Consider the following 25,069-nt stretch of genomic DNA (forward strand, 5'->3'; position numbering starts at 1 on the left):
ATGCCCGATATGGAAAGTTTCTGGAGAGATCTGGAAGATACTTACCAATCTGTTTTGTCTGCGCCAAGTTTCGATGCTTGGATAAAAACGACTAAACCGTTAAAGTTGGAAAATAACCAGTTATGGTTAGAGGTTCCTTCTGCCGTTCATAAAGACTATTGGGAAAAGAATTTAGCCGCAAAAATCGTCGAGACTGGCTTTAAATTAACTGGCGCTGAAGTGATGCCTCATTTTGTTGTCACTGGCGAACAAGAGACGATGACCGTTCAAGAAGAGAAAAAAAGCCCAGTGACACAAGACAAAATTGCTGAACATGGGAAAAAAGCCTTATTAAATCCAAAGTACTCTTTCGATACATTTGTTATCGGAAAAGGCAACCAAATGGCGCATGCTGCGGCTTTAGTTGTGGCAGAAGACCCAGGTTCTATTTATAATCCCTTATTCTTTTATGGTGGTGTTGGACTGGGTAAAACCCATTTGATGCACGCAATTGGTCATCAAATGCTGCAAAATCGCCCTGATGCCAAAGTGAAGTATGTTAGTAGTGAAACATTCACAAATGAATTCATCAATTCGATTCAAACAAAAAATTCAGAGCAATTTAGAAAAGAATATCGAAATGTTGATTTACTTTTAGTCGATGATATTCAATTTTTAGCTGAAAAAGAAGCAACCTTGGAAGAATTTTTCCATACCTTTAATGATTTGTATAATGAGAACAAGCAAATCGTACTAACTAGTGATCGGCCGCCCAATGATATTCCAAAACTACCTGAACGGTTAGTTTCTCGTTTTGCATGGGGACTATCTGTCGATATCACACCACCTGATTTAGAGACTCGAATTGCTATCTTGCGGAAAAAAGCAGATGCAGAACGACTAGAGATCCCAGACGATACGTTAAGTTACATTGCTGGCCAAATTGATTCCAATATTCGTGAACTCGAAGGTGCACTAGTCCGTGTTCAAGCATATGCAACGATCAATGGCGAAGATATCACGACGAGTTTAGCAGCAGATGCATTGAAATCTTTAAAATCGGTGGGGAGTCAAAACCATCTATCGATTTTACAAATTCAAGAAGAAGTGGCAAAGTATTACCATATTCAATTAAAAGATTTAAAAGGCAAGAAACGGGTCAAATCGATTGTTGTGCCTCGACAAATCTCCATGTATCTTTCTCGAGAGATGACAGAGAATTCTCTACCAAAGATCGGTGCCGAGTTTGGTGGAAAAGATCATACAACTGTCATCCATGCCCATGAAAAAATCCAGCAATTAATGGAAAAAGATCCAACGATTCAAAAAGAAGTTGGCGAAATCAAAAACTTACTTAATTCGTAGCCTGTGGATAAAAAAGCGAATAAGTAAAAAGTTTTCCACAAGTTATACACAGGTGGAAAACTTATCTTGTATTTCATTTCCTGACTTTTCCACAGAATTAACAGGACCTACTACTTTTATTATTTATTTATATATAAATACAAAACTAACTTCGCAAAATTTATGCTTTTAAAATCAATTAAAAAAGGAGTTCAATCATTATGAAATTAACTGTAAAGAGAAATATATTTTTACAAGAATTACAAACAGTTCAAAGAGCTATCTCTTCTAAAACGACGATCCCTATTTTAACCGGTGTTAAAATTGTTTTAACAGATGAAGGATTAACCCTTACAGGTAGCAATGCAGATATCTCTATTGAAAGTTTTCTAAGTAAAGAAGACGAAAAAGCCCAAATGACGATTGAATCAACTGGGAGTATTGTTTTACAAGCACGTTTCTTTGGCGAAATCATTCGTAAATTACCAGAGGATATGTTTACTTTAGAAGTCTTGGATAATAATCAAGTCGCCATCACTTCCGGAAAAGCTGATTTTACAGTAAACGGATTAGATGCAGATAATTATCCACACCTGCCTGTGATCGATGCTAAAAATCAAATCCAATTGCCGGTTCACCTGTTGACAAAAATTATCAATGAAACAGGCTTTGCGGTTTCTCTGCACGAGAGTCGTCCGATTTTGACCGGAGTTCATTTTATTTTGGACAATCAAAAATTATTGGCAGTAGCGACAGATTCACATCGTTTAAGTCAACGAATCATTCCAATCGAACAAGCAGCAGAAAATTTCAATATCGTGATTCCTGGGAAAAGTTTAACTGAGCTTTCTCGTTCATTCACAAATGAAGAAGAAATGGTCGAAATCAGTATTATGGAAAACCAAGTATTGTTCAAGACGCAAAATATGTATTTCTATTCTCGTTTACTAGAGGGAAATTATCCTGATACAAATCGTTTGATTCCAACAAGCTTTAATACCGAAATTGATTTTTATGTTCCTGAATTATTATCCGCTATCGATCGTGCCTCATTATTGTCACATGAAGGCCGTAATAATATTGTTCGTTTAGCCATTGCTTCTGATTCGGTGATTCTTTATGGAAACTCTCCTGAAATCGGTAAAGTGGAAGAACCATTAAATTATGAAAAAGTAACGGGCGATCCGTTGGAGATTTCTTTCAATCCAGATTATATGAAAGATGCATTGCGTGCATTCGGGGATATGAGTATTACAGTTAAATTTATTTCAGCGATTCGTCCCTTTACTTTGGAACCGACAGAAACGGATTTAGACTTCATTCAATTGATTACTCCTGTTCGTACAAATTAAAAAACGAAAACTATTAACCATATATGGAAAAAATGTGTGTAAAAAATGGAATTTCCATTTTTTACACACATTTTTTTATAGTTATTGCAGCGAATAGAAAAAATAACATTGGCAGCATCTGTATTATTTAAAAGAAGGTTTCCATAAGAATCATTCCAACAATTACCATTGACGCGATACCAACCACTATCTTCAAAAAAAGTTAAATAAGTAAGATAGTCAGATTTCTTTTCAAATGTTTGATAATCAATCCGATAGTTCAAATTCTTAGGTATTGTCTTTTCAAACGTATAAAGATTCTTCTTTTTTTCATTGGCTCCTATAATAAATCATCAGCAAGCACGACTAATTGTTTCAAGCGTTTTACTTCTAGCTTTAAAACATCTTTTCCTATATCGGTCAAAATATAAACGCGTCGGCGCTTGTCATCGCCAGGTACCTCACGAATCAACCTCTGTTTCAATAAATTTTCTGTGGCTCCATACATAGTACCAGCTGCGATTTGTACTCGACCTCCGCTTAATTCTTCTACTTTTTGCATAATCGCGTATCCATGCGATGGGTTGATTAGTGAAATCATAATGTAAAACGTTGTTTCTGTTAGTGGTAATATCTTATTACGGTTCATAGATGCACACCTTTTTTACAATTTAATTATACAGTTCAACTATACAAGTGAATTATATATCGACGAACTGTATAAGTCAATTATTGATAGTATCAAAATAAAACTAGTAAAAAAAATTTCAAGAACCTCAACTTACAAATTTCTTCTTAAAATGCATTTTAAGCCTTTTTTAATCGTTAGAATATTTTTTGTCGATTGTATTCAAAATTGCTTAGAAACAAAATTAGACGGATAAATTTGTTTTTTGGCTTAAAAAAGAGTATAATATGAGAGTAAAAGTGAAAACAAAAAAGAGGGATGCAGTTTGAAAAAGACGATTGTTTTAGAAACGGATTATATGACACTTGGTCAAGTCTTAAAAGAAGTCGATGTTATCAGTAGCGGCGGTGCTGCCAAGTGGTACTTAGCTGAGAATACTGTTTTCGTAGATGGAGAATTAGAGAATCGCCGTGGTCGTAAATTATATGCTGGTATGATGCTTGAGATACCTGAAGAAGGTACTTTTTTTATGGTAAAAAAAGGCGAACCAATCGATGAGACTGAATGAAATCGAGGTACAGCATTATCGCAATTATGATGGGCTGACGTTAGATTTCCCTAAAACACTAAATATTTTTCTAGGAGAAAATGCGCAAGGCAAGACAAATCTGCTGGAAAGTATTTATGTTTTAGCGATGACCCGCAGTCATAGAACAAGCAACGAAAAAGAGTTGGTTCACTGGGATTCTGATTCTGCAAGAATCAGCGGTGTTATCCAAAAGAAGACAGGAACTGTTCCTTTAGAGATCCTTATTTCTAATAAAGGTCGTAAGACAAAAGTCAATCATATTGAACAAAAGCGCTTAAGTTCATATATCGGTCAGCTAAACGTCATTTTATTTGCGCCGGAGGATTTATCTTTAGTCAAAGGATCGCCACAATTGCGGCGTAAGTTTATCGATATGGAATTAGGTCAAGTCAATCCAATTTATTTGTATGACTTGGTTCAATATCAGTCTGTCTTAAAACAACGCAACCAATATTTAAAACAATTAGCTGAAAAAAAACAATCAGATCTTGTTTATTTAGATATTTTAACGGAGCAATTGGCGGAATTTGGCGGTAAAGTTTTATTTGCTCGTCTAGAATTTATCCAAAAACTAGAACATTGGGCTAATCTACTTCATAAGAAAATCAGCCATGAAAAAGAAGAATTAGCAATCGACTATTTTTCAAGTATCCCATTAGACAAAGAAAATTTTTCACTAGAAGAGATCCAAAAGCAACTATTACAGAGCCTTCTTGACAGCCGAAAACGAGAATTGTTTAAGGCAAATACATTTTTAGGGCCTCATCGAGATGACCTGATTTTTAATGTAAATGGACAAAATGTCCAAACGTATGGTTCACAAGGACAACAACGAACCACGGCTCTTAGCGTAAAGCTTGCGGAAATTGATTTAATGTATTCAGAAACAGGAGAATATCCTGTCTTGTTATTGGATGATGTCATGAGTGAGTTAGATAATGAACGACAATTGCACCTGCTAGAAACGATTGAAGGAAAGGTTCAAACTTTTTTAACAACCACGAGTTTGGATCATTTAAACAATAAATTAACTGTTGAACCAGATATATTTTATGTTCATCAGGGAGAGATAGAGAGGGAAGCATCTATATGACAGAAGAAGAAAAAAACATGAAAGAACGTGCCCAAGAATATGATGCCAGTCAGATCCAGGTATTAGAAGGTCTTGAAGCGGTTCGTAAACGTCCTGGTATGTACATAGGATCGACAAGTTCAGAAGGGTTACATCACTTAGTTTGGGAGATCGTTGATAATTCGATCGATGAAGCTTTGGCTGGCTTTGCATCAAGTATCCAAGTAATTATTGAAGAAGACAATAGTATTACAGTTGTCGATGATGGACGTGGGATCCCTGTCGGTATTCAAGCTAAAACAGGTCGTCCAGCGGTAGAAACAGTCTTTACGGTTCTCCATGCTGGAGGAAAATTCGGCGGTGGCGGCTATAAAGTTTCCGGCGGACTTCACGGGGTAGGTTCCTCTGTTGTTAATGCTCTATCAACAACATTAGACGTAAAAGTCTACAAAGAAGGTAAAATTTATTTCCAAGAGTTCCATCAAGGTGCTGTCAAAGATGATTTGAAAGTAATTGGTGATACAGATCGTCATGGGACGACTGTCCATTTTATTCCAGATCCAGAAATTTTTACAGAAACAATTGTATTCAACTTTGATAAATTAGCGACGCGTGTTAGAGAGCTAGCATTCTTGAATAAAGGGTTAAAAATCTCTATTGAAGATAAACGTGAAGAAAAACCTGTCTTGAAAGAGTATCACTACGAAGGCGGGATCAAGAGTTACGTAGAGCATTTGAATGCGAATAAAGATGTATTGTTCCCAGAACCTGTTTTCATTGAAGGAGAACAACAAGACATCATTGTTGAAGTCTCTATGCAATACACAGATGGTTACCATACTAATTTACTAAGTTTCGCCAACAACATTCATACCTATGAAGGCGGAACCCATGAATCAGGTTTCAAAACGTCATTAACGCGTGTCATCAATGATTACGCTCGTAAACAAAAGATCATGAAAGAAAATGACGAAAATCTAACTGGGGAAGATGTTCGTGAAGGATTGACAGCTGTTATTTCGATCAAACATCCAGAACCTCAATTTGAAGGACAAACGAAAACAAAATTAGGAAATTCAGAAGTTCGGACTGTTACAGATCGTTTATTCTCTGAGTATTTCAATAAATTCTTGATGGAAAACCCAACTGTGGGTAAACAAATCGTTGAAAAAGGTCTACTTGCGTCTAAAGCTCGTATGGCGGCTAAAAGAGCCCGTGAAGTGACTCGTCGTAAAGGCGCTCTTGAAATCAGTAATTTACCCGGTAAACTAGCCGATTGTTCAAGTAAAGATCCTGAAAAATGCGAAATCTTCATCGTCGAAGGAGATTCAGCCGGTGGATCAGCAAAACAAGGTCGCAGCCGCGAATTTCAAGCAATTCTACCAATTCGTGGGAAAATCTTGAACGTTGAAAAAGCCAGCATGGATAAAATTTTAGCGAATGAAGAGATTCGTTCACTATTTACAGCGATGGGGACAGGGTTTGGTGCTGATTTTGATGTATCTAAAGCACGATATCACAAATTAGTAATCATGACCGATGCCGATGTCGATGGCGCACATATCCGTACGCTGTTGTTGACACTGTTCTATCGTTTCATGCGTCCGGTTGTTGAAGCGGGATATGTATATATCGCTCAACCACCGTTATATGGGGTCAAACAAGGGAAAAATATCACCTACGTTCAACCAGGAAAAAATGCTGAGGAAGAACTAGCTCAAGTTTTAGAGAGCCTACCAGCTAGTCCAAAACCGAGCGTTCAACGTTATAAAGGTCTTGGAGAGATGGATGATCATCAATTGTGGGAAACAACCATGGATCCTGAAAAACGTTTGATGTCACGTGTCAGTGTTGATGATGCGATCGAAGCCGATCAAATTTTTGAAATGTTGATGGGGGACCGTGTTGAACCACGCCGAGCATTTATTGAAGAAAATGCCCATTACGTGAAAAATCTAGATATTTAATGAAGAAGGAGATAAATTCATGAGTGAAGAAATCAAAGAGAACATTCAAGACGTCAATCTGACCAGTGAAATGAAAGAATCCTTCATTGATTATGCAATGAGCGTTATTGTGGCGCGTGCGTTGCCGGATGTTCGTGATGGGTTAAAACCAGTTCATCGTCGTATTTTATACGGGATGAATGAATTAGGTGTGACACCTGATAAACCACATAAAAAATCTGCTCGTATCGTTGGGGACGTTATGGGTAAGTACCATCCCCATGGAGATTCATCCATTTATGAAGCAATGGTACGAATGGCTCAACCATTTAGCTATCGCAGTATGCTAGTTGATGGACATGGAAACTTCGGTTCTGTCGATGGCGACGGTGCTGCTGCGATGCGTTATACCGAAGCGAGAATGAGTAAGATCGCATTGGAAATGTTACGTGATATCAATAAAAATACCGTAGATTTTCATGGAAACTATGATGACTCAGAACAAGAACCAGATGTACTGCCAGCACGTTTCCCTAACCTGTTAGTGAATGGTACGACAGGGATCGCTGTTGGGATGGCAACCAATATTCCGCCCCATAATTTAGCTGAAGTAATCGAAGCTGCAAGTTTATTGATGGAAAATCCCGATGCAACAACGAATGAATTGATGGAAGTATTACCTGGACCAGATTTCCCTACAGGTGGTTTAGTTATGGGTAAATCAGGTATTCGCCGTGCCTATGAAACAGGTCGAGGATCGATCACGATTCGTGCCAAAGTTGAGATCGTTGATATGCCAAACGGTAAAGAACGTATCTTAGTTTCTGAGTTGCCATATATGGTCAATAAAGCACGCTTGATCGAACGAATTTCAGAATTGCACCGTGAAAAACGAATCGAAGGAATCACTGATTTACGTGATGAATCTTCTCGTGAAGGTATGCGGATTGTCATTGATGTTCGTCGTGATGTCAGTGCCTCTGTTATCTTGAATAACCTTTATAAAATGACGGCATTGCAAACCTCTTTTGGTTTTAATATGTTGGCAATCGAAAAAGGGATTCCTAAGATTTTGAGCTTGAAAGAAATTCTTGAAAATTATATAGAGCATCAAAAAGAAGTTATTACACGTCGTACAGAATTTGATAAGAAAAAAGCTGAAGCGCGTGCTCATATCTTAGAAGGGTTACGAATTGCGTTAGATCACATTGATGAGATCATCGCAATTATTCGAAACTCAAAAGCAGATGATGAAGCAAAAGCTTCTTTGATTGAACGTTTTGAATTTTCAGATCGTCAAGCACAAGCGATTCTAGATATGCGTTTACGCCGTTTAACAGGTTTAGAACGTGATAAGATTGAAAATGAATACCAAGAATTATTGAAATTTATTGCTGATTTGAATGATATTTTAGCTCGTCCAGAACGTGTTATTGAGATCATCAAAACAGAGCTAGGTGAAATTCATGATAAATACGGCGATGCTCGCCGCACAGAACTATTAGTCGGTGAAGTCCTAAGTTTAGAGGACGAAGACTTGATCGAAGAAGCCGAAGTCGTGATTACTTTGACGAACAATGGCTACATCAAACGAATGGCTAATAGTGAATTTAGAGCACAACGCCGTGGTGGTCGTGGTGTTCAAGGAATGGGTGTTCATGATGACGATTTCGTGAAAAATCTTGTTTCTTGTTCAACCCATGATACGTTATTATTCTTTACGAATAACGGTAAAGTTTACCGTGCCAAAGGCTATGAAATTCCAGAATACGGCAGAACAGCCAAAGGTATTCCTGTGATCAACATGCTAGGTATCGATTCTAGTGAGAAGATCCAAGCGATCATTGCTGTTGAAGGACAAGCTGAAGAGGGTCATTATCTCTTCTTCACGACTCGTAAAGGTACCGTTAAACGTACCGCCGTTAAAGCATTCTCTAACATTAGAAGTAATGGTTTGATTGCAATCGGCCTAAAAGAAGAGGATGAACTAGTTAATGTTGTCTTAACGAATGGGGAGCAAAACATGATCATCGGAACACATAATGGTTATTCTGTGACCTTTGCTGAAACTGCCGTTCGTGACATGGGTCGTACAGCATCAGGTGTGCGTGGTATTCGTCTAAGAGAAGATGATTACGTCGTAGGAGCCTCTCTACTCGACGCTAACACGGAAGTTCTAGTGTTGACGGAAAATGGTTACGGTAAGCGTACAAAAGCCTCTGAGTACCCTGTGAAGGGCCGTGGCGGTAAAGGAATCAAGACCGCCAACATTACAGCGAAAAATGGACCACTAGCAGGACTTACGACTGTTCATGGAGATGAAGATATTCTAGTGATCACCAATAAAGGGGTCATTATTCGTTTCAATGTCGATTCAGTCTCTCAAACAGGGCGTGCTACATTAGGGGTTCGTTTGATGAGAATGGAAGAAGATGCAAAAGTGGTGACGATGGCGGTTGTTGAGCCGGAACCAGATGAAATCGTTGAAGAAATTGAAAGTGTTGAAACAATAGTTATTGAAACAGAAACACCAGATGCAGACACAACAACAGAAGAATAAATACAAAAAGAACGTTTCAGCGCAAGATGCTGAAACGTTCTTTTTGTATACTAAATAAATTCAAAAAAAATACAATATCTTTTTGCTTTGTTTTGAAAAAAATTATGATTATAATGGAGAGTAATAAGAAGTGAGAGGTAAGAATATGACACAAGAAAAATTATTATTATCTAAGACTTTTTCAAAACAATTAAATATTGGAACGGCATTATCTAACTTCATTGATAATATACTTGAAATATTCGGAGAAAAAACGAGTGTTTATGAGCGCAGACCGATTACTTTTTCAGAATATTTATACGTTGAAATGATTACTTTTTCAAATGGTTTTCAGATCAGAACTAGCTTAAAAAGAAATCCAGAAACGTTTGAGATCGAAGCTTTTGCTTATTCTGAACCGAATCATATCTATTTATCAAATTTAACTTCAGAAGAATTATATCTGATGTATTCGCTTGTCAAAAAAGAAAGGGAAAATATGTTAAATCAAAAATATGCAGATGTAGATCAACAAAAATTAGAAGTACTTTCCTCTTTATTGATGAATTTGAAAGTCATAACAGGGGAAATAATCTAGTTTAATGCTAAATTTTATGTTAAAAAAAGGGTGACATTTGTCATGTTGATCCCTGACAAAAGCTTCTATTTTTCTATTGTGGAATCCGTCATAATAAGTTTATCAACTAATTAGGAGCGGATAAATATGACAAACCAAAATGAAAAAATCGAAGCATTAAAAGTAGAAAACGAAAACTTGAGATTACGTTTAGCAACGATGAAAGAGGATAATAAAAATGATCGGAATTCATGGATTTGGGTATTAGTGCCAGTGATGGGAATGCTGATTGGATTAGCAAGAACGATTTTTTAAAAGATAACAAAGAAGGTCTGTGACATGATAACGCTTAGCATTATCATGTCACAAACCTTTGAAAATCGCATAAACGGTGGTTAAAAAGAGACAAGCTTTTATTCCAACCTCGTTGTCATTACTTCTTTATTTTTCGACTCATCAATGTACAACGCCCAACAGCAGTCAATTCCCCAGAAGCATTAAAGATTTTACCTTCCCAAACTTGGAGGGCTTGTCCAATACGATCGGCTGTAGCAACTACAGTCAACGTTCCATCGACAACACTTTTTAGATGGTTGATTTGAAGATCGATACCAGCGGCATATGAATCCTGATCCAGCTGTTCATTGGCACCTAAACTACAAGCTGTTTCAATCAAAATACCATTCATTCCTCCATGCAAAACGCCATAAGGTTGTTTATGATAATCTTCTATTTTCATTGTTAAGACAACTTTTTCTTTTGATAATTCAGTTGTTTCGATTTTTAGATAGTCTAGTAAATGCATGGAAATCCATCCTCTCGCTTGTTTTGAAGGTAAGTAGTTAAAGTATAGCACAGGTCGTGAGTTCATTAGAGTATGTAAGTATAATCTTTAAACTAGTTTTATGCTTCAAGCAAGGGTTTATTTCTTGATTTTGTAGTATAATTTATTTTCATAATGAATTAAGAAGAAAGTAGGAACTAAGAATGGGTTGTTTAGGCAATATTATTTGGTTTATTTTTGGCGGTTTTTTTGGTGGGTTGACTTGGCTGTTAGCTGGGCTTTTATGGTGCGTTACCATTATTGGGATTCCGATCGGGTTACAGTGTTTCAAACTTGCAGGATTGAGTTTTTGGCCATTTGGTAAAAGAGTCGTGTATAGCACAAGTACGACCTCATTTTTAGTGAATATTCTTTGGTTGGTTCTCAGTGGCTTCTGGTTAGCTGTAGGGCATTGTATCAGTGGAATTATTTTATGTGTAACAATTATTGGGATTCCTTTTGGAATGCAGTCTTTTAAACTAGCTAAGCTAGCGTTGATGCCATTTGGTGCACAAGTAGTACCTACAAATAGTACTTATATGGAATAATCTTTAAAAAGTCAGCTGATATAAAGTTAACCATTTCGTTTGCCATCATCTGTATAAAATTGAAAAGCAGAGAAAAAACTTAAATGTTTTTTCTCTGTTTTTTAAATGTTTCTTGACAACAATAAAAAAAATTGTTATATTCTCATGTGATCAAAACGTAACCGTTACGATTTATCCGTGAGAAATCGGAAAGGAGTTCTCAGATGAAAGACTGAGTAATTAAAATTTTTACAAAAAAATCATTCAGATTGGCAATATGCAGAGGAACGAAACTATCAAAATTGAGGGAGCTTAAAAATGAAAAAGAAGTCAAAGATTATTATTACAGCAATATTTTTACTAACGATTATTCTAACGGCATGTACAAGACCCACAAACGAAAAAGAAGTCAATAAAGATAAAAAAAAGCTAACGATCGTCACTTCTTTTTATCCAATGTATGAATTTACAAGAAATATTGTCGGTGATGCTGGCGAGGTTACATTGATGGTGCCAGCAGGAACTGAAGCACATGATTATGAACCTTCTGCAAAGGAAATCGCTAACTTACAAGATGCGGATGCGTTTGTTTACAATAGTGAATATATGGAAACCTGGGTGCCTAAGATGGAAAAATCACTCAAGAATGTGACCAGTATCAAAGCAAGTGAAGGAATGGTTCTTTTACCCGGAAGTGAAGAGCATGACCATTCAGCAGAGGAAAATCATGAAGGGCATTCTCATGACTATGATCCTCATTTATGGTTGAGTCCCTTTCGTGCAATTAAAGAAGTGGAAACAATCAGAGATGGGTTGATCGACCAATTTCCAGAGCAAAAAACGACATTTACTAAAAATGCAGCTGATTACATTGAAGAGTTAAAAGAGCTTAATAAGTTGTATGAAGCAAAGTTGGTGAATGCCAAACAAAAGAATTTTATTACGCAACATACAGCTTTTTCTTATTTAGCCTTAGATTACAACCTAAAACAAGTACCGATCGCAGGGATTTCTCCAGATCAAGAACCAAAACCTTCACGGATTGCGGAATTGAAAGAGCTAGTTGAAGAAACAGGAATCAACTATATCTATTTTGAAGAAAATGCGAATGACCGAGTAGCGAAAACCTTAGCGAGTGAAGCCGGTGTTGAATTACTTGTGTTAAATCCGTTAGAAGGACTTACCAACGATGACATGAAAGCGGGAAAAACGTACATCAGTGTGATGGAAGAGAATTTAGAAGCGCTGATAAAATCAACGGAAGTGACACCTAAAAAAGAAGTAACTGAAACTGCCGTAAATAAGACTGTTTCAAATGGGTACTTTGATGATAAGGATGTTAAAGATCGTGCTCTTTCTGATTATGCAGGTGAGTGGCAATCCGTATTTCCTTATTTAGAAGATGGCACGTTTGACCAAGTATTTGATTATAAAGAGAAATTAACAAAAAAAATGACGGCAGAAGAATACAAAGATTACTATCAAAAAGGGTATCAAACGGATGTTGATCGTATTGATATCAGTAAGGACGCTATGACATTTATAGTGGGGAATAAAAAATACACATCGAAATATAAATACGTAGGAAAAGAAATCTTAACTTACAAAGCTGGAAATCGTGGGGTTCGCTTTTTGTTTGAAGCAACGGAGGATACGCCATATAAGTATGTTCAATTTTCCGATCATGGCATCGCGCCTTCCAAAGCAGCACATTTCCATATCTATTTTGGTAATGAAAGTCAACAAAAATTATTGGAAGAAATGGATAATTGGCCGACTTATTATCCTGTAAGCATGACTGGATTTGAGATTGCACAAGAGATGTTAGCACATTGATAAAGAATAGAAAGAGTTAGAATTAATCCCATAAAAAATCCGTTAGTTGAGATTTTTTATGGGATTATGTTTGAATTAATTCACCTAAATACATGGTGGCTATTTTTATCAATAGTAGGTGGAACGAATCTCCATCGGGAGTATGATGAATACTGCAAAAATAAGATACTTTCAGAAAATCCTTATTTTGATGTAAGTACATATATTTCTGTAGAAAAAAAGATAATGTCTAGGAATAGAAATAGTGAAAGCTACCATTATGATTTATATGTAAAAAGAAAATGCAATCCACCTTTTTGGGTGTTGATTGAGTTAATGTCTTTTGGGGAGCTGATTAGATTTGTCGAATTTTATTATGAAGTTGATAAATCCAATCGTAATATATTTCATGAGGTATATGAATTATTAAAGTATACTAAAAACTTTAGAGATTCTGCGGCACATAGCCGACTTTTACTTTTGAATATAACAAAGAAAAAACAAATTAATCCTACTCAAAAAGTTACAGAATTTGCCGGTAATGCCGGAATTGCAAAACTAGATAGAAAACAAAGAATTTCAAATATGAAAATATATGATTTTATTTGTATTCTGTTACTAAATGAAAAATATATACAAAGCAGTGCAATGAAAGCTAATAGAAAAAAAGAGCTAATGGAGTTGTGAAAAAGGTGTCTAAAACGAAGTAGTTGTTATAATGAGCATGAAGAGTTTAAAAAGATAGTTGAACTTTTCTGTAAAATCGTTGACTATTATTATTCCAATTGATAAATTATATTCAAAGGAAAAAACAGTACGACCGTTTATCGCTTAATCGCTATGCTGTGATTAAGATGGTTATTCTTAAAAAAACTATTTGATACAAGCAATGTTCAGCTGTTTGTATCAAATAGTTTTTTTATTTATAAATAAACTATAGCTAAATTTGCAAAAAAATCAATCGTTTATTTTTGATGAAGTATTACACTTCATTTAAGCGTATCATCATAAAAATATAAATCATTGATGACATTTTTTTCTGACATAAACTTCAAGAAAAGATGTCGTAATAATTAGCTATAAAAAATAGAGGTCCTCCACCTCCTCTTTCATCACACTTTAAACCGTCTATCATTCTAAAAACTACATAATTGTGTATAATAGAAACATTGAAAACAATTTTTTTCTGTCAGAGCTAAGCGGCTTGTTCCGCTTTTATGTTAGCTAGCTACGCAGGCTAGCCTCGACTGGACGAGCCCACTACGCTTTTAAAATTATCTAGCTGCACAAATCAATCCTTAGGAAAATAGATAAATTGTCAGTGAAACAAAGAACGTTTCAATGCCAATTTCCTAATTTTCTACAGGATTAATCGATTTGTTCCGCTTTAAAATTATAAGGAGGTTTCCTCATGAGAAACTGGACAACAATCAAAGAATACGATGAAATTTTATTTGAACAAGAAGGAAAAGTGGCGAAAATTACGATTAATCGCCCTCAAGTACACAATGCCTTTACGCCGAAAACAGTTATGGAAATGATTGATGCATTCAACATTAGCCGTGATAAACAAGATGTCGGCGTGATTATTTTAACGGGTGCAGGAGATAAAGCGTTTTGTTCCGGTGGTGACCAAAAAGTCCGTGGACATGGTGGTTATGTGGGTGAAGATAGTGTTCCTCGCTTAAATGTATTAGATTTACAACGGTTGATTCGTGTAATTCCAAAACCTGTTATTGCGATGGTCAAAGGCTATTCGATCGGTGGCGGAAATGTTCTTCAGCTTGTTTGTGATTTAACGATTGCAGCAGACAATGCAAAATTCGGTCAAACTGGACCGAACGTAGGAAGTTTCGATGGCGGCTATGGTTCTGGCTATTTAGCTCGTGTGGTTGGTCATAAAAAAGCTAAAGAAGTGTGGTTCCTATGCAAACAGTATTCAGCAGAAGAAGCGTTGGATATGGGCTGGATCAATACCGTTGTACCTTTAGCAGATGTTGAAGAAGTTACAATGGAGTGGGCAGAAGAAATGTTGAAGAAAAGTCCGCTTGCTTTACGTATGATCAAGGCATCTTTAAATGCTGATACAGATGGATTGGCTGGAATTCAGCAATTAGCAGGAGATGCAACCTTACTTTATTACACAATGGATGAAGCCAAAGAAGGACGCGATTCATTTAAAGAAAAACGTGATCCTGATTTCGACCAATTCCCTAAATTTCCATAAAATAAAAGGGTGAAGAACATGAGTAGTTGGCTGCAAAAACAAGTGAATGAAAGACCGGATCATCCTGCTTTTTACTGGCAGGATGAAGCATGGTCTTTTGCTGAGGTCGCTCAAGAAGTCAAACGATGGACAGCAGCGTTTTCGCTAAAGATACCAAATAAAGAAAAACGAGTTGCGCTATTTAGCCGTAATTCAAAAGAAATGTATTTTTCAATATTAGCTTTGTGGGAATTAGGTAAAGAGCTAGTTTTATTAAATACACATTTAAGCTTGCAGGAACTCCACTACCAATTGACCGATGCAAAGGTGAAGCTGGTGGTGGTTTCTACTGAAAGCTTGCCATTTTTAATTGAATTGGATCAATTAACGCTAATTGAAATGATAGAGCCAGATGGGACGGGAGCAGCTGTAGAAGCAGAAATAGACTCTATCTGTCAACTTAATGCTACGGCTTCGATCATGTACACTTCAGGTACGACAGGAAATCCTAAAGGCGTCGTGCAATGTTTTAGTAATCATTTGGCTAGTGCTTTGGCAACACAAAAAAATATGAACATTACAAGTGAAGATTGCTGGCTTTGTCCAGTTCCTTTATTTCACATTAGCGGGTTGTCGATCATTATGCGCCAATTAGTGCTGGGTTGTAGTTTCCGTTTATATAGTAAATTTGATGCAAAAATAGTAACAAATGATCTAGCCGATGGTCGGGGGACCGTGATTTCTGTGGTGGCGATTATGCTGCAAGAGTTACTGGAAAATTATCCTAAACAAGGCTATAGCTCAAATTTTAAGGCAATGCTGCTTGGTGGCGGACCAATTTCACCTAAAGCACTAGAAAAATGTGAAAGCTATGGGATTCCGGTGATCCAATCCTATGGTATGACTGAAACCTGTTCCCAAGTGGTTGCTTTGAGTTTTGAAGATGCCACAGCGAAGATTGGTTCTGCAGGCAAGCCACTCTTAGGGATGCAAATCAAAATCGTTGATGACCAAGAGAAACCACTGCAGAAGAATCAAGTGGGAGAAATCTTATTAAAAGGGAAAAATGTCGTTCATAATTATCTAAATGGTACACAATGGCAAGCTGTCAAATGGACGACAGATGATTGGTTTAAAACAGGTGATATGGGGTATTTGGACGAAGAAGGCTATTTATACTTAGTCAGTCGCTTGAGTGAGTTGATTATTTCAGGTGGTGAAAATATTTACCCCACAGAAATCGAACATGTAATTCAAGAGTTTCCTGGGGTAAAAGAAGTTGCCGTCGTTGGTGAAGCCGATGTAAAATGGGGCGCTGTTCCAGTCGCTTATATTGTGGGAGAATCGACAGTCACTTTAGAAAAAATCAATGAATTTGCTAAACACTATTTAGCAAAATACAAACTACCTAAACAGCTCTATTTATGCCATTCACTACCAAAAACAGCTAGCGGTAAATTAGCAAAACATCGCTTAACAACAAGAGAAAGGGAGGCTTTTTTAAGCAAATGAGCATTCCTAAAGAATTAGAACAAGCCTATGAAAAAGGTTATCGTCAATTTAGCTGGGTCAAAGAAATAAATGAAAAGACAGATTCTTTGCGTACTTCTTTTATGAAGGGACAAAATGTATTTAAAGGTGAACGATTTTATTGGCAAACGCCGGAAAAAAACTTTACGCTAGTCGGATTTGGCAAAGAAAAAGAATTAGTGCATGATCTTGCTTCATTTGAACAAGTAGATCGTTTTATTTTAGAAGAAAAAGAAAAAATTTATCAAAACTGTTCTATTACAGGAACGGGGGCTATTTTATTTGGTGGTTTTGCCTTTGACGATAAGCAAACGAAGCAAAATGATTGGGGCAGTTTGGCGCAAGGTTTATTTTATTTACCCGTTTTTTTACTAACAGAAACAGCTGGAAAAGTCTATCTTACAATGAACTTCAGCGCTGAAAATAAAGAAATATTGCACAAAAAATGGCTAGAGCTGACTTCAGAATTTGTTGAAATAATGACGACTACACTAGTAAAAAATCAAGACAGTACACAAATTAAAACAGAGGAAGTCGCTGTAGCTCAATGGTTGACGGTTGTTGACGAAACGGTGAAGAAGCTCAAAGAAGCAGGACCATTAGAGAAGGTTGTTTTAGCACGACGGATGAAGGTAAAAAGTAACAGTCCTTTTCAAGCAGATGTTATTTTAAAAAATCTGCAGCGCCAACAGACAAATACTTATTTTTTTGTTTTGGAATCAAAGGATCATATATTTATCGGAGCTACACCAGAACGCTTACTAAAAGCGTCTAAAACGACCTTTTCAACAGCTAGTATAGCAGGGTCTGTTTCACGTGGAACAACGCAAACTGAGGACGAATCTTTGGGTAATTATTTATTGAATGATAGGAAGAATAAGCAGGAGCATAGGATAGTCGTGGATAGAATTGTCAAAGAATTGGAAGCGATGACTGGAACTTTGATTCAGACACAAAAACCACAGTTATTAAAAAATCGAGATATTCAGCATTTATACTTACCGATTGTAGGGAAAAGACAAAAAGAATATCGCTTCTTGCAAGGAATCAAGCAGTTACATCCAACGCCTGCATTAGGTGGGGAACCTAAAGAATTGGCTATGGAATGGCTCAAAGAACATGAACAGCTAGATCGAGGGTTATATGGCGCGCCAATCGGATGGGTCGCTATTAAAGAGGATATAGGAGAATTTGCCGTGGGAATTCGTTCTGCTGTATTGTCTGGCAATATTGGCTACTTGTATGCGGGGTGTGGCATTGTTAAAGATTCACAAGCAGAACAAGAAAGAATCGAAACAAAAATCAAGTTTCAACCGATGTTAAGAGGAATAGGTGGGGATGAGTATGACAAGTCAAAGTGAAATGACCAACTATTTACACGCTTTTGTTGAAGGAATGATCAGTAATGGCGTAGTACAAGCTGTAATCAGCCCAGGTTCTCGTTCTACTCCATTAGCCTTATTGTTACACCGTCAGGAAAAGATTGAGACCTTTATCGAGGTAGATGAACGCTCGGCTGCTTTTTTTGCCTTAGGATTAAGCAAAACGAGTGGCAAACCTGTTGTTTTATTATGTACATCAGGAACAGCAGCAGCAAATTATTATCCAGCGGTTTGTGAAGCTTACGCTAGTCATATTCCATTGCTCGTTCTTACAACCGATCGACCGCATGAATTAAGACAAGTTGGTGCACCACAAGCCATGGATCAATTTCATTTATTTCAAGGTCATGTAAAACTATTCATAGAAATGGCAATTCCAGAAGGAAGCAAAACAATGTTGGACTATTCCTATTGGCAAGGAATGCGGGCGACAGATACAGCTTGCCAAACACCAAAAGGGCCTATTCATTTGAATTTTCCATTAAGAGAGCCACTATTACCTGATTTGACGCATCCAATGCTTGCTGAAAAAACAACAGAAGTCATTGTAGGAAAAAAACAATTGTCCGAATCACAATTAATGATGTGTGCCAATGCCTGGCAGGGAAAAAAAGGGGTTTTAGTGGTGGGTGGCAGTCATACGCCAGAAGAAGCTGGATTATTTATTGAATTAGCAGAAACATTGAACTGGCCGATCATTAGTGATCCATTAGCCAATATTACATCTAATAGTAAGACTAGTCCGCTGATCATGAGCTGTGCGGATTTATTTATCCAAGAAGTAGACATGAACCACCGACCAGAAGTTGTTGTTCGCTTTGGTATGCTTCCTATTTCAAAAAATACGATGCTTTGGTTACAATCACTGAATGAAGATGAAACAATGATTTATTTTATTGATGAAACAGGTGAGTGGCAAGATCAACTAAAGCAAGTTCAGACGGCAATTCAAGTAGAAGAACAAACTTTTGTTCAAATGCTCCTAAATAAAATCAAAGTACAGACATCTGTTTCTTGGCGAAATCAATGGATCAATTGGCAAAAAGCGACAGAACAATTATTAAAAGAATTTAGTGAAATGAACACATTAAATGAAACATCAGCTAGTGTTCTTGTCCATGAAAAAATGGCGGAAGATGGGCAATTGTTTGTTTCGAATAGCAATGCTATCCGCTTTTTAGATCGATTTGCTAGCGCTGAAAATAATGTCTATCAGTTGTTCGGTAATCGAGGTATAAATGGGATCGATGGTATTGTGTCAACTGCGTTAGGAATGTGTGCGATAAATCCTGATCGCCAGAATATATTATTGATTGGTGATTTGGCTATGTATCATGATATGAATGGTCTGTTACTCGCAAAACGATACAAATTACCCTTAACGATTGTTTTATTGAATAATAATGGCGGTGGTATTTTTTCTTTTCTGTCACAACGTCAGTTGGAGACAGATGATTTTGAGCCCATTTTCGGTACCCCGATTGATTTAGATTTTTCTTTAGTGGCGCAATTATATGATGCGGAATATGTGAAAGCTGTAAGTTTGGAGCAACTGGATTGCTTATTAGAAAAGACGAAGAAACAGCCAAAATTTCAGCTTATTGAAGTAGTTGGTGATCGTCAAGACAACGTGTTGTTGTACGAGAAAGTTGTAAAAAGTTTGAGAGAAATCTTTGGGATAGATTATGAAAAGTAATGTAAACGGCGTAAATTACTATTATGAATGGCTTTCTGGCTATCAAGCAGACCGCTCAACATTGGTTTGCTTCCATGGGTTTACCGGCAGCAGTCAGACATTTGTTTCAGTTTTTCAAGAAATGACCGATTTCAACATTCTAGTGATTGATTTGATTGGGCATGGAAAAACGGATTGTTATGTCCATCCATACCGCTATCAAATAGACTGTTTATGTCAAGATATTGCTTTATTGATTAAACAACTAGGCATCGAATACTTTGTCTTATTGGGCTATTCAATGGGGGCTAGAGCAGCTTTAGTATTTACTTATCTATATCCTCAAAAAGTGCAGCAATTGATCTTAGAAAGCGGTTCTCCTGGGTTAGAAAGTGCGACAGCTCGCTTGAGACGCAAACAATCAGATGAATATTTAGCTAGTTTTATCATGAGTCATCCTATCGACGACTTTGTTAATAAATGGGAGAAACTGCCTCTTTTTGATAGTCAAAAAAGACTAACGCTTCACGTTCAAAAAGCGATTCGGCAAGAGCGATTAGCGCAGCAAAGTTTTGGGCTTGCGTGCAGTTTATGGTTTATGGGGACAGGGGTTCAGCCTTCACTTTGGCAAGAGTTACACAACATACATGTGCCGATATTGCTGATTGTAGGAGCGCTTGATCCAAAGTTTCAACAAATCGCTATAGAGATGAAAGAAAAGCAACCAAATCTAACAATTGAAATCGTAGATGATGTAGGCCACTGTGTTCATTTAGAGAAGCCCTCCACATTTGAAAAAATTATTTATTCTTTTTTAGCTAAATTTGTCTGACATAAACACTACATTTTTAGAATAAGGAGGAGATACTGATGGAAATTCATCGCATTGATCGTTATCGTGTTCGATTACCTTTACGGATTCCCTTTGAAACAAGTTATGGTCAGTTAACAGAAAAAGCGTTTGATATTTTGGTGGTGACGGATGATCAGGGGAATCAAGGGATAGGAGAACTTGTTCCTTTTGAGCAACCAGATTACATAGAAGAGACAATCGAGACTGCACGAATCATGATTGAAAACTATCTGATTCCTTTGTTGAAAGATGTAGATATTCGACATCCTAAAGAAATAGCACTGCTTTTTGATGAAGTAAAAGGCAATTATATGGCTAAATCCAGTCTTGAGACGGCTATCTGGGACTTATACGCCAAACGGGAAGGAAAGAGCCTAAAAACATATTTTGAGGATACTCGAACCCAAATCCCAGTTGGTGTCAGTGTGGGAATTCAAACTGATCTAACCAAATTGGTCACTCAAATTACTCAGTATGTGGCACTTGGTTATCAAAGAATCAAATTGAAAATCCGTCCGGGTTATGATTTAAAACCAATCGAAGCAATTCGTCATAGATTTCCTGACTTAACATTGATGGTAGATGCTAATTCAGCGTATACCATTAATGACATGTCGCATTTGAAGCAATTTGATGATTACGACTTAGCAATGATTGAACAACCTTTTGCTGCAAATGATTTTTTAGACCACGCACAATTGCAAAAAGAAATAAAAACAGATATCTGTTTAGATGAAAATATTCGAACCCTTAAAGATTGCGAATTAGCGTATGCTCTTGGAAGCTGTCGAAGCATCAATTTAAAAATTCCCAGAGTAGGCGGCATAACGGAAGCATTGAAAATAGTCGGTTTCTGTAAAGAAAAAAATCTTCAGGTATGGTTAGGTGGAATGTTTGAATCGGGTGTTGGAAGAGCGTTAAACTTACAGTTTGCCTCACAAAAAGTCTTTACATTTCCAGGAGACATTTCAGCTTCAGATCGTTATTATTATGAGGATATCATTACGAACCCTTTTGTGATTGAAAACGGCGAGATTGCTGTACCTGATGGGCTAGGGATCGGTGTTACTTTATCTAAAGAAGCGTTAGCGAAATATGGACTCTACGAAACAATATCTACTAACTAAAAAGAATCACAGGCAAAAGGAAACATTTGTCTGTGATTCTTTTTAGTTATGAGAGTTATTCTTCCTTCAGAGCTTTTTCAATTTGTAATCGTTGGACTTTCATCGTAGCTGTACGAGGAATTTCGTCCCAATCCATAATAATTGGTTTGTTTAAATGAGGTAAATCAGTGACTTGTTCCCACCAAGCATCCCAGTCCATCCCTTGTTTTGGATCAACAGCCAAGATTGGTTGAGGAGAATTATTTTTTGCTCTGACGATAATCACTTCTTGAAGAAAATCTAGTGCATCCAACAAATGATCTTCAATTGCTAAATTACTATCGACTTTTTCAATCAAATCTACTTGACGGTCTTTCAAGAATAAATGGCTATTTTCATCCATAAAACCATAATCACCACTGTCCCACCAAGGACCGAAAACCGTTGCTTGAAAACGATTATCTTCTTTATAGTATGTTAATGCACGTCCTTTAGATAAAAATTGGATATGACCATCTGTCAAAGCCGGTAAAACATTGCCTTCTTTATCTGCGATTCGAGCTTTGGTCAACCCTTCTAAGCCAACCCCCATATCACGAGCATCAGATATTTTTAGGGATTCTAAGGTATGAGCCTTCAAAATCATTGGACCACATTCACTTTGTCCATAAACTTGAAGAAAAATTGGCTCATTTTTTTTTGAAGCTTTTAAGAAGCTAGTCATCGTGGCATTGTTGATTGCATCAAAAGTAGAATGGTAATAACGAACACTTGCGAAAGCTTCGGGTTGTCTTTTTGCCAAAGAAGTCCACTGAACGAAATTATTTGGGTGAGTCTCAAGAGCAATCGGTTCATGTTTTAAGAGCATTTCCGCAACAGAATCACTATTTGATATCGATAATGGCATCAGTGGGAAACCCATTGCCATCAAAGAAGAGATGCCAATATTAAAACGAGAGTGAACGGGTGAAATATGGAATCCAACCATTTTTTTCTCAGCGATTTTTGTGAAAATTGTTTTTTGCCATTTTGTACGCCACCCCATCGAATTAGCAGAATGACAAATTAGTTTAGGAATGCCAGTTGTCCCAGAAGTATGTGTCATATATGCAATCGTATCTTTAGGTAATTCCACTTGAGAAACTTTGTTCGCAGGAGCCTGCAAAAGTCTAGTAACTGAAATCTGTTTGTCTGGTGTACTATTTTTTACTTTTGCTATTTTTTCTGCGGTTTCATCATCAAATAGGATAAACGGATTTTCCAAACGATCTACAAAAACTTCAATCGTTTCAGTTGGAAAATGATAAGAAATCATTACTGGAACAGCACCTAAATATGAAGCAGCAACGGCTAACAAATACGTATCAAATTTTGAGCTTTTAAAAATAATGATTTTATCTTCTGCTTGGACTCCTAAACTGGCTAATTGATAGGAACGGTTCAAAATCGCCTCGTGACTTAATTGGTAGGTGTAATTTGTTCCAAGTTCAGGAAAAGCTGGCAATGGTTCATCGTGAACAATGGCAGTTTCAGGAGCATTAAGTGCCGCCTCAAGATAGTTTGTGTATAAGTTTAGCGGTTGGTATTCTAACAATTGATTCAAGGTAACAGCATCCTTTCAAACTACATTAAAGTATTTGTGTAATTTCAAACAAGGATAGTATATCATGAAAAATAAATAACCTAAATCAATAGCAAAAAAAAATGAAAAAAGCGAATTTGTACGTATATTTAAAGTAAGACCTGAGAGAAAAAAAGATTGCTAAAAAAATGATCAAAAATTGCTAAGAACACTTGATTTTATCAGCTTTTAGCTGTATAATGAAGCCTTGTGAGTAGTCTATATATTTTAGATAACTCTCCTTGCTCTTAGCAAACTAAGAGCCTAAAGTCCATAGGGAGGTGAAAATCAATGAGTCAAGTTACGAATTATGAAGTTATGTACATCATTCGTCCGAACATTGATGAAGAAGCAAAAACTGCTTTAGTAGAACGTTTCGATACAATCTTGAAAGATAACGGAGCAGAAGTTATCGAATCAAAAGATTGGGAAAAACGCCGCTTAGCATATGAAATGAACGGATTCCGTGAAGGCATCTATCATATCGTTAAAGTATCTTCTCCATCAACTGCAGGAGCAATCAATGAATTTGATCGTCTTGCTAAAATCAATGACGATATTATCCGTCACATGATTATCAAGGAAGAAGCATAACCAATTGTTTCACGTGAAACATTTGGATTGACGAAAGGAGATGTTTAAATGATTAACAACGTTGTATTAGTTGGAAGACTAACAAAAGATCCCGATTTACGATATACATCTAGTGGTTCGGCAGTTGCGACATTTACTCTAGCGGTAAACCGGAACTTTACGAATGCAAATGGAAATCGTGAAGCAGATTTTATTAACTGTGTGATTTGGCGTAAACCTGCTGAAACAATGGCAAACTATGCGCGTAAAGGTACATTATTAGGCGTAACTGGTCGCATTCAAACTAGAAATTACGAGAATCAACAAGGTCAACGTGTTTACGTGACTGAAGTTGTATGTGAGAATTTCCAGTTGTTAGAGTCTCGTTCTGCATCAGAACAAAGACAAACAACAGAAGGATCAGATTCGACACCAAGTTACAATGCTGGTGGCGGAAGTTTCCAACAACCACAGAATAATAATTTTTCAGGACAAAACAATTTTAATCAATCATCCTCTCAGTCTAGTAATAACGGTATGCCTGATTTTGATAGAGATTCTGACCCATTCAGTGGTTCAGGTTCGACTATTGACATTTCAGATGATGATTTACCATTCTAAACGAATTTGATAGGAGGGAATAAGAATGGCACAACAAAGAAGAGGCGGACGTAAACGCCGTAAAGTTGATTATATTGCAGCAAACCATATTGAGTATATTGACTATAAAGATATTGAGTTACTAAAAAAATTCATTTCTGAACGTGGAAAAATTTTGCCACGTCGTGTAACAGGTACAGGTGCTAAGAACCAACGCAAATTAACAATTGCAATCAAACGCGCACGTATCATGGGCCTATTACCATTTGTTGGTGAAGAGCAATAATATAGAATTATGAAGGATCAAAGAACTAGTTCTTTGATCCTTTTTTTATTATTTTTTTTATTATTCT

General features: G+C 36.7%; 24 protein-coding genes. 20 read left to right on the forward strand and 4 right to left on the reverse strand.

The features are described 5' to 3' along the window. Both dnaA and dnaN read left to right on the forward strand, forming a co-directional pair. The gene (dnaA, locus tag IGJ55_RS00005) at positions 1-1,344 is read left to right on the forward strand and encodes a chromosomal replication initiator protein DnaA (protein ID WP_069640138.1); all 1,344 of its coding nucleotides are present in this window, start codon (positions 1-3) and stop codon (positions 1,342-1,344) included. Positions 1,345-1,544: 200 nt separating this feature from the next. Continuing rightward, positions 1,545-2,675: a DNA polymerase III subunit beta gene (gene dnaN / locus IGJ55_RS00010; RefSeq protein WP_069640137.1), complete on the forward strand. Its 1,131-nt coding sequence runs from the start codon at positions 1,545-1,547 to the stop codon at positions 2,673-2,675. Here dnaN and IGJ55_RS00015 read toward each other — a convergent pair. Both IGJ55_RS00015 and IGJ55_RS00020 read right to left on the reverse strand, forming a co-directional pair. Beyond that, positions 2,672-3,001 (reverse strand): DUF2812 domain-containing protein, encoded by a 330-nt coding sequence (locus IGJ55_RS00015; protein ID WP_083244361.1) that lies wholly within the window; start codon positions 2,999-3,001, stop codon positions 2,672-2,674. The two genes, dnaN and IGJ55_RS00015, sit on opposite strands and share 4 nt — an antisense overlap. Next, positions 2,995-3,303, reverse strand: a complete 309-nt coding sequence (locus tag IGJ55_RS00020; RefSeq protein ID WP_430606983.1) for a PadR family transcriptional regulator — start codon at positions 3,301-3,303, stop codon at positions 2,995-2,997. Before IGJ55_RS00020 ends, IGJ55_RS00015 begins: the two co-directional genes overlap by 7 nt. A 304-nt stretch (positions 3,304-3,607) precedes the next feature. On the opposite strand from IGJ55_RS00020, the gene yaaA reads away from it, so the two are divergent. The 6 genes from yaaA to IGJ55_RS00050 all read left to right on the forward strand — a co-directional run bounded on the left by yaaA (position 3,608) and on the right by IGJ55_RS00050 (position 10,320). After that, entirely contained in the window at positions 3,608-3,850 is a 243-nt protein-coding gene (gene yaaA / locus IGJ55_RS00025; protein WP_069640135.1) for a S4 domain-containing protein YaaA, read from the forward strand. Next, positions 3,837-4,964 (forward strand): DNA replication/repair protein RecF, encoded by a 1,128-nt coding sequence (recF, locus tag IGJ55_RS00030; protein WP_207121522.1) that lies wholly within the window; start codon positions 3,837-3,839, stop codon positions 4,962-4,964. The genes yaaA and recF overlap by 14 nt, the downstream gene beginning before the upstream one ends. Beyond that, positions 4,961-6,910, forward strand: a complete 1,950-nt coding sequence (gyrB, locus tag IGJ55_RS00035) for a DNA topoisomerase (ATP-hydrolyzing) subunit B (protein WP_069640133.1) — start codon at positions 4,961-4,963, stop codon at positions 6,908-6,910. Before recF ends, gyrB begins: the two co-directional genes overlap by 4 nt. 19 nt (positions 6,911-6,929) lie before the next feature. Next, positions 6,930-9,449, forward strand: a complete 2,520-nt coding sequence (gyrA, locus tag IGJ55_RS00040) for a DNA gyrase subunit A (RefSeq protein WP_430606984.1) — start codon at positions 6,930-6,932, stop codon at positions 9,447-9,449. A 145-nt stretch (positions 9,450-9,594) separates the two neighbouring features. Next, complete coding sequence (locus IGJ55_RS00045) at positions 9,595-10,026, forward strand: hypothetical protein (protein WP_430606986.1); 432 nt, start codon at positions 9,595-9,597, stop codon at positions 10,024-10,026. 126 nt (positions 10,027-10,152) lie between these two features. Beyond that, positions 10,153-10,320 carry a hypothetical protein gene (locus IGJ55_RS00050; RefSeq protein WP_157804678.1) on the forward strand — a complete coding sequence of 56 codons (168 nt, stop codon included), beginning with the start codon at positions 10,153-10,155 and terminating at the stop codon, positions 10,318-10,320. A gap of 118 nt (positions 10,321-10,438) precedes the next feature. On the opposite strand, the gene IGJ55_RS00055 is transcribed toward IGJ55_RS00050, so the two are convergent. After that, positions 10,439-10,810, reverse strand: a complete 372-nt coding sequence (locus tag IGJ55_RS00055) for a PaaI family thioesterase (RefSeq protein ID WP_069640130.1) — start codon at positions 10,808-10,810, stop codon at positions 10,439-10,441. A 182-nt stretch (positions 10,811-10,992) separates the two neighbouring features. On the opposite strand from IGJ55_RS00055, the gene IGJ55_RS00060 reads away from it, so the two are divergent. The 9 genes from IGJ55_RS00060 (at position 10,993) to menC (ending at position 21,943) form a co-directional block, all read left to right on the forward strand. Continuing rightward, positions 10,993-11,376: a YccF domain-containing protein gene (locus tag IGJ55_RS00060; protein WP_429951476.1), complete on the forward strand. Its 384-nt coding sequence runs from the start codon at positions 10,993-10,995 to the stop codon at positions 11,374-11,376. A 297-nt stretch (positions 11,377-11,673) separates the two neighbouring features. Continuing rightward, positions 11,674-13,191 carry a zinc ABC transporter substrate-binding protein AdcA gene (locus IGJ55_RS00065; RefSeq protein ID WP_430606988.1) on the forward strand — a complete coding sequence of 506 codons (1,518 nt, stop codon included), beginning with the start codon at positions 11,674-11,676 and terminating at the stop codon, positions 13,189-13,191. A gap of 66 nt (positions 13,192-13,257) precedes the next feature. Further along, entirely contained in the window at positions 13,258-13,857 is a 600-nt protein-coding gene (locus IGJ55_RS00070; RefSeq protein ID WP_430606990.1) for an Abi family protein, read from the forward strand. A 724-nt stretch (positions 13,858-14,581) separates the two neighbouring features. Beyond that, the gene (menB, locus tag IGJ55_RS00075) at positions 14,582-15,397 is read left to right on the forward strand and encodes a 1,4-dihydroxy-2-naphthoyl-CoA synthase (protein WP_069640125.1); all 816 of its coding nucleotides are present in this window, start codon (positions 14,582-14,584) and stop codon (positions 15,395-15,397) included. Between the two features lie 18 nt (positions 15,398-15,415). Then, positions 15,416-16,888, forward strand: a complete 1,473-nt coding sequence (locus IGJ55_RS00080; RefSeq protein WP_430606992.1) for an o-succinylbenzoate--CoA ligase — start codon at positions 15,416-15,418, stop codon at positions 16,886-16,888. Continuing rightward, on the forward strand, positions 16,885-18,267 hold the full coding sequence (locus IGJ55_RS00085; protein ID WP_430606993.1) for an isochorismate synthase: 1,383 nt from the start codon (positions 16,885-16,887) through the stop codon (positions 18,265-18,267). The genes IGJ55_RS00080 and IGJ55_RS00085 overlap by 4 nt, the downstream gene beginning before the upstream one ends. Beyond that, complete coding sequence (menD, locus tag IGJ55_RS00090) at positions 18,251-19,984, forward strand: 2-succinyl-5-enolpyruvyl-6-hydroxy-3-cyclohexene-1-carboxylic-acid synthase (protein ID WP_430606994.1); 1,734 nt, start codon at positions 18,251-18,253, stop codon at positions 19,982-19,984. The genes IGJ55_RS00085 and menD overlap by 17 nt, the downstream gene beginning before the upstream one ends. Then, the gene (gene menH, locus IGJ55_RS00095; protein ID WP_430606996.1) at positions 19,974-20,795 is read left to right on the forward strand and encodes a 2-succinyl-6-hydroxy-2,4-cyclohexadiene-1-carboxylate synthase; all 822 of its coding nucleotides are present in this window, start codon (positions 19,974-19,976) and stop codon (positions 20,793-20,795) included. Before menD ends, menH begins: the two co-directional genes overlap by 11 nt. Before the next feature lie 38 nt (positions 20,796-20,833). Continuing rightward, positions 20,834-21,943: an o-succinylbenzoate synthase gene (menC, locus tag IGJ55_RS00100; protein WP_429951466.1), complete on the forward strand. Its 1,110-nt coding sequence runs from the start codon at positions 20,834-20,836 to the stop codon at positions 21,941-21,943. Between the two features lie 55 nt (positions 21,944-21,998). On the opposite strand, the gene IGJ55_RS00105 is transcribed toward menC, so the two are convergent. Continuing rightward, positions 21,999-23,525, reverse strand: a complete 1,527-nt coding sequence (locus tag IGJ55_RS00105; protein WP_430606998.1) for an AMP-binding protein — start codon at positions 23,523-23,525, stop codon at positions 21,999-22,001. Between the two features lie 309 nt (positions 23,526-23,834). Here IGJ55_RS00105 and rpsF point away from each other — a divergent pair, with 309 nt between their 5' ends. The 3 genes from rpsF to rpsR are packed head-to-tail and all read left to right on the forward strand — an operon-like array spanning position 23,835 to position 25,002. Next, positions 23,835-24,137: a 30S ribosomal protein S6 gene (gene rpsF / locus IGJ55_RS00110; protein WP_010762119.1), complete on the forward strand. Its 303-nt coding sequence runs from the start codon at positions 23,835-23,837 to the stop codon at positions 24,135-24,137. 48 nt (positions 24,138-24,185) lie between these two features. After that, positions 24,186-24,737 carry a single-stranded DNA-binding protein gene (gene ssb / locus IGJ55_RS00115; RefSeq protein ID WP_069640118.1) on the forward strand — a complete coding sequence of 184 codons (552 nt, stop codon included), beginning with the start codon at positions 24,186-24,188 and terminating at the stop codon, positions 24,735-24,737. A gap of 25 nt (positions 24,738-24,762) precedes the next feature. After that, positions 24,763-25,002 carry a 30S ribosomal protein S18 gene (gene rpsR, locus IGJ55_RS00120; protein WP_010762117.1) on the forward strand — a complete coding sequence of 80 codons (240 nt, stop codon included), beginning with the start codon at positions 24,763-24,765 and terminating at the stop codon, positions 25,000-25,002. Positions 25,003-25,069: the final 67 nt, after the last annotated feature.

The sequence above is a fragment of the Enterococcus sp. AZ170 genome (assembly GCF_050545135.1).
In the GTDB taxonomy this organism is placed as follows: domain Bacteria; phylum Bacillota; class Bacilli; order Lactobacillales; family Enterococcaceae; genus Enterococcus_L; species Enterococcus_L ureilyticus.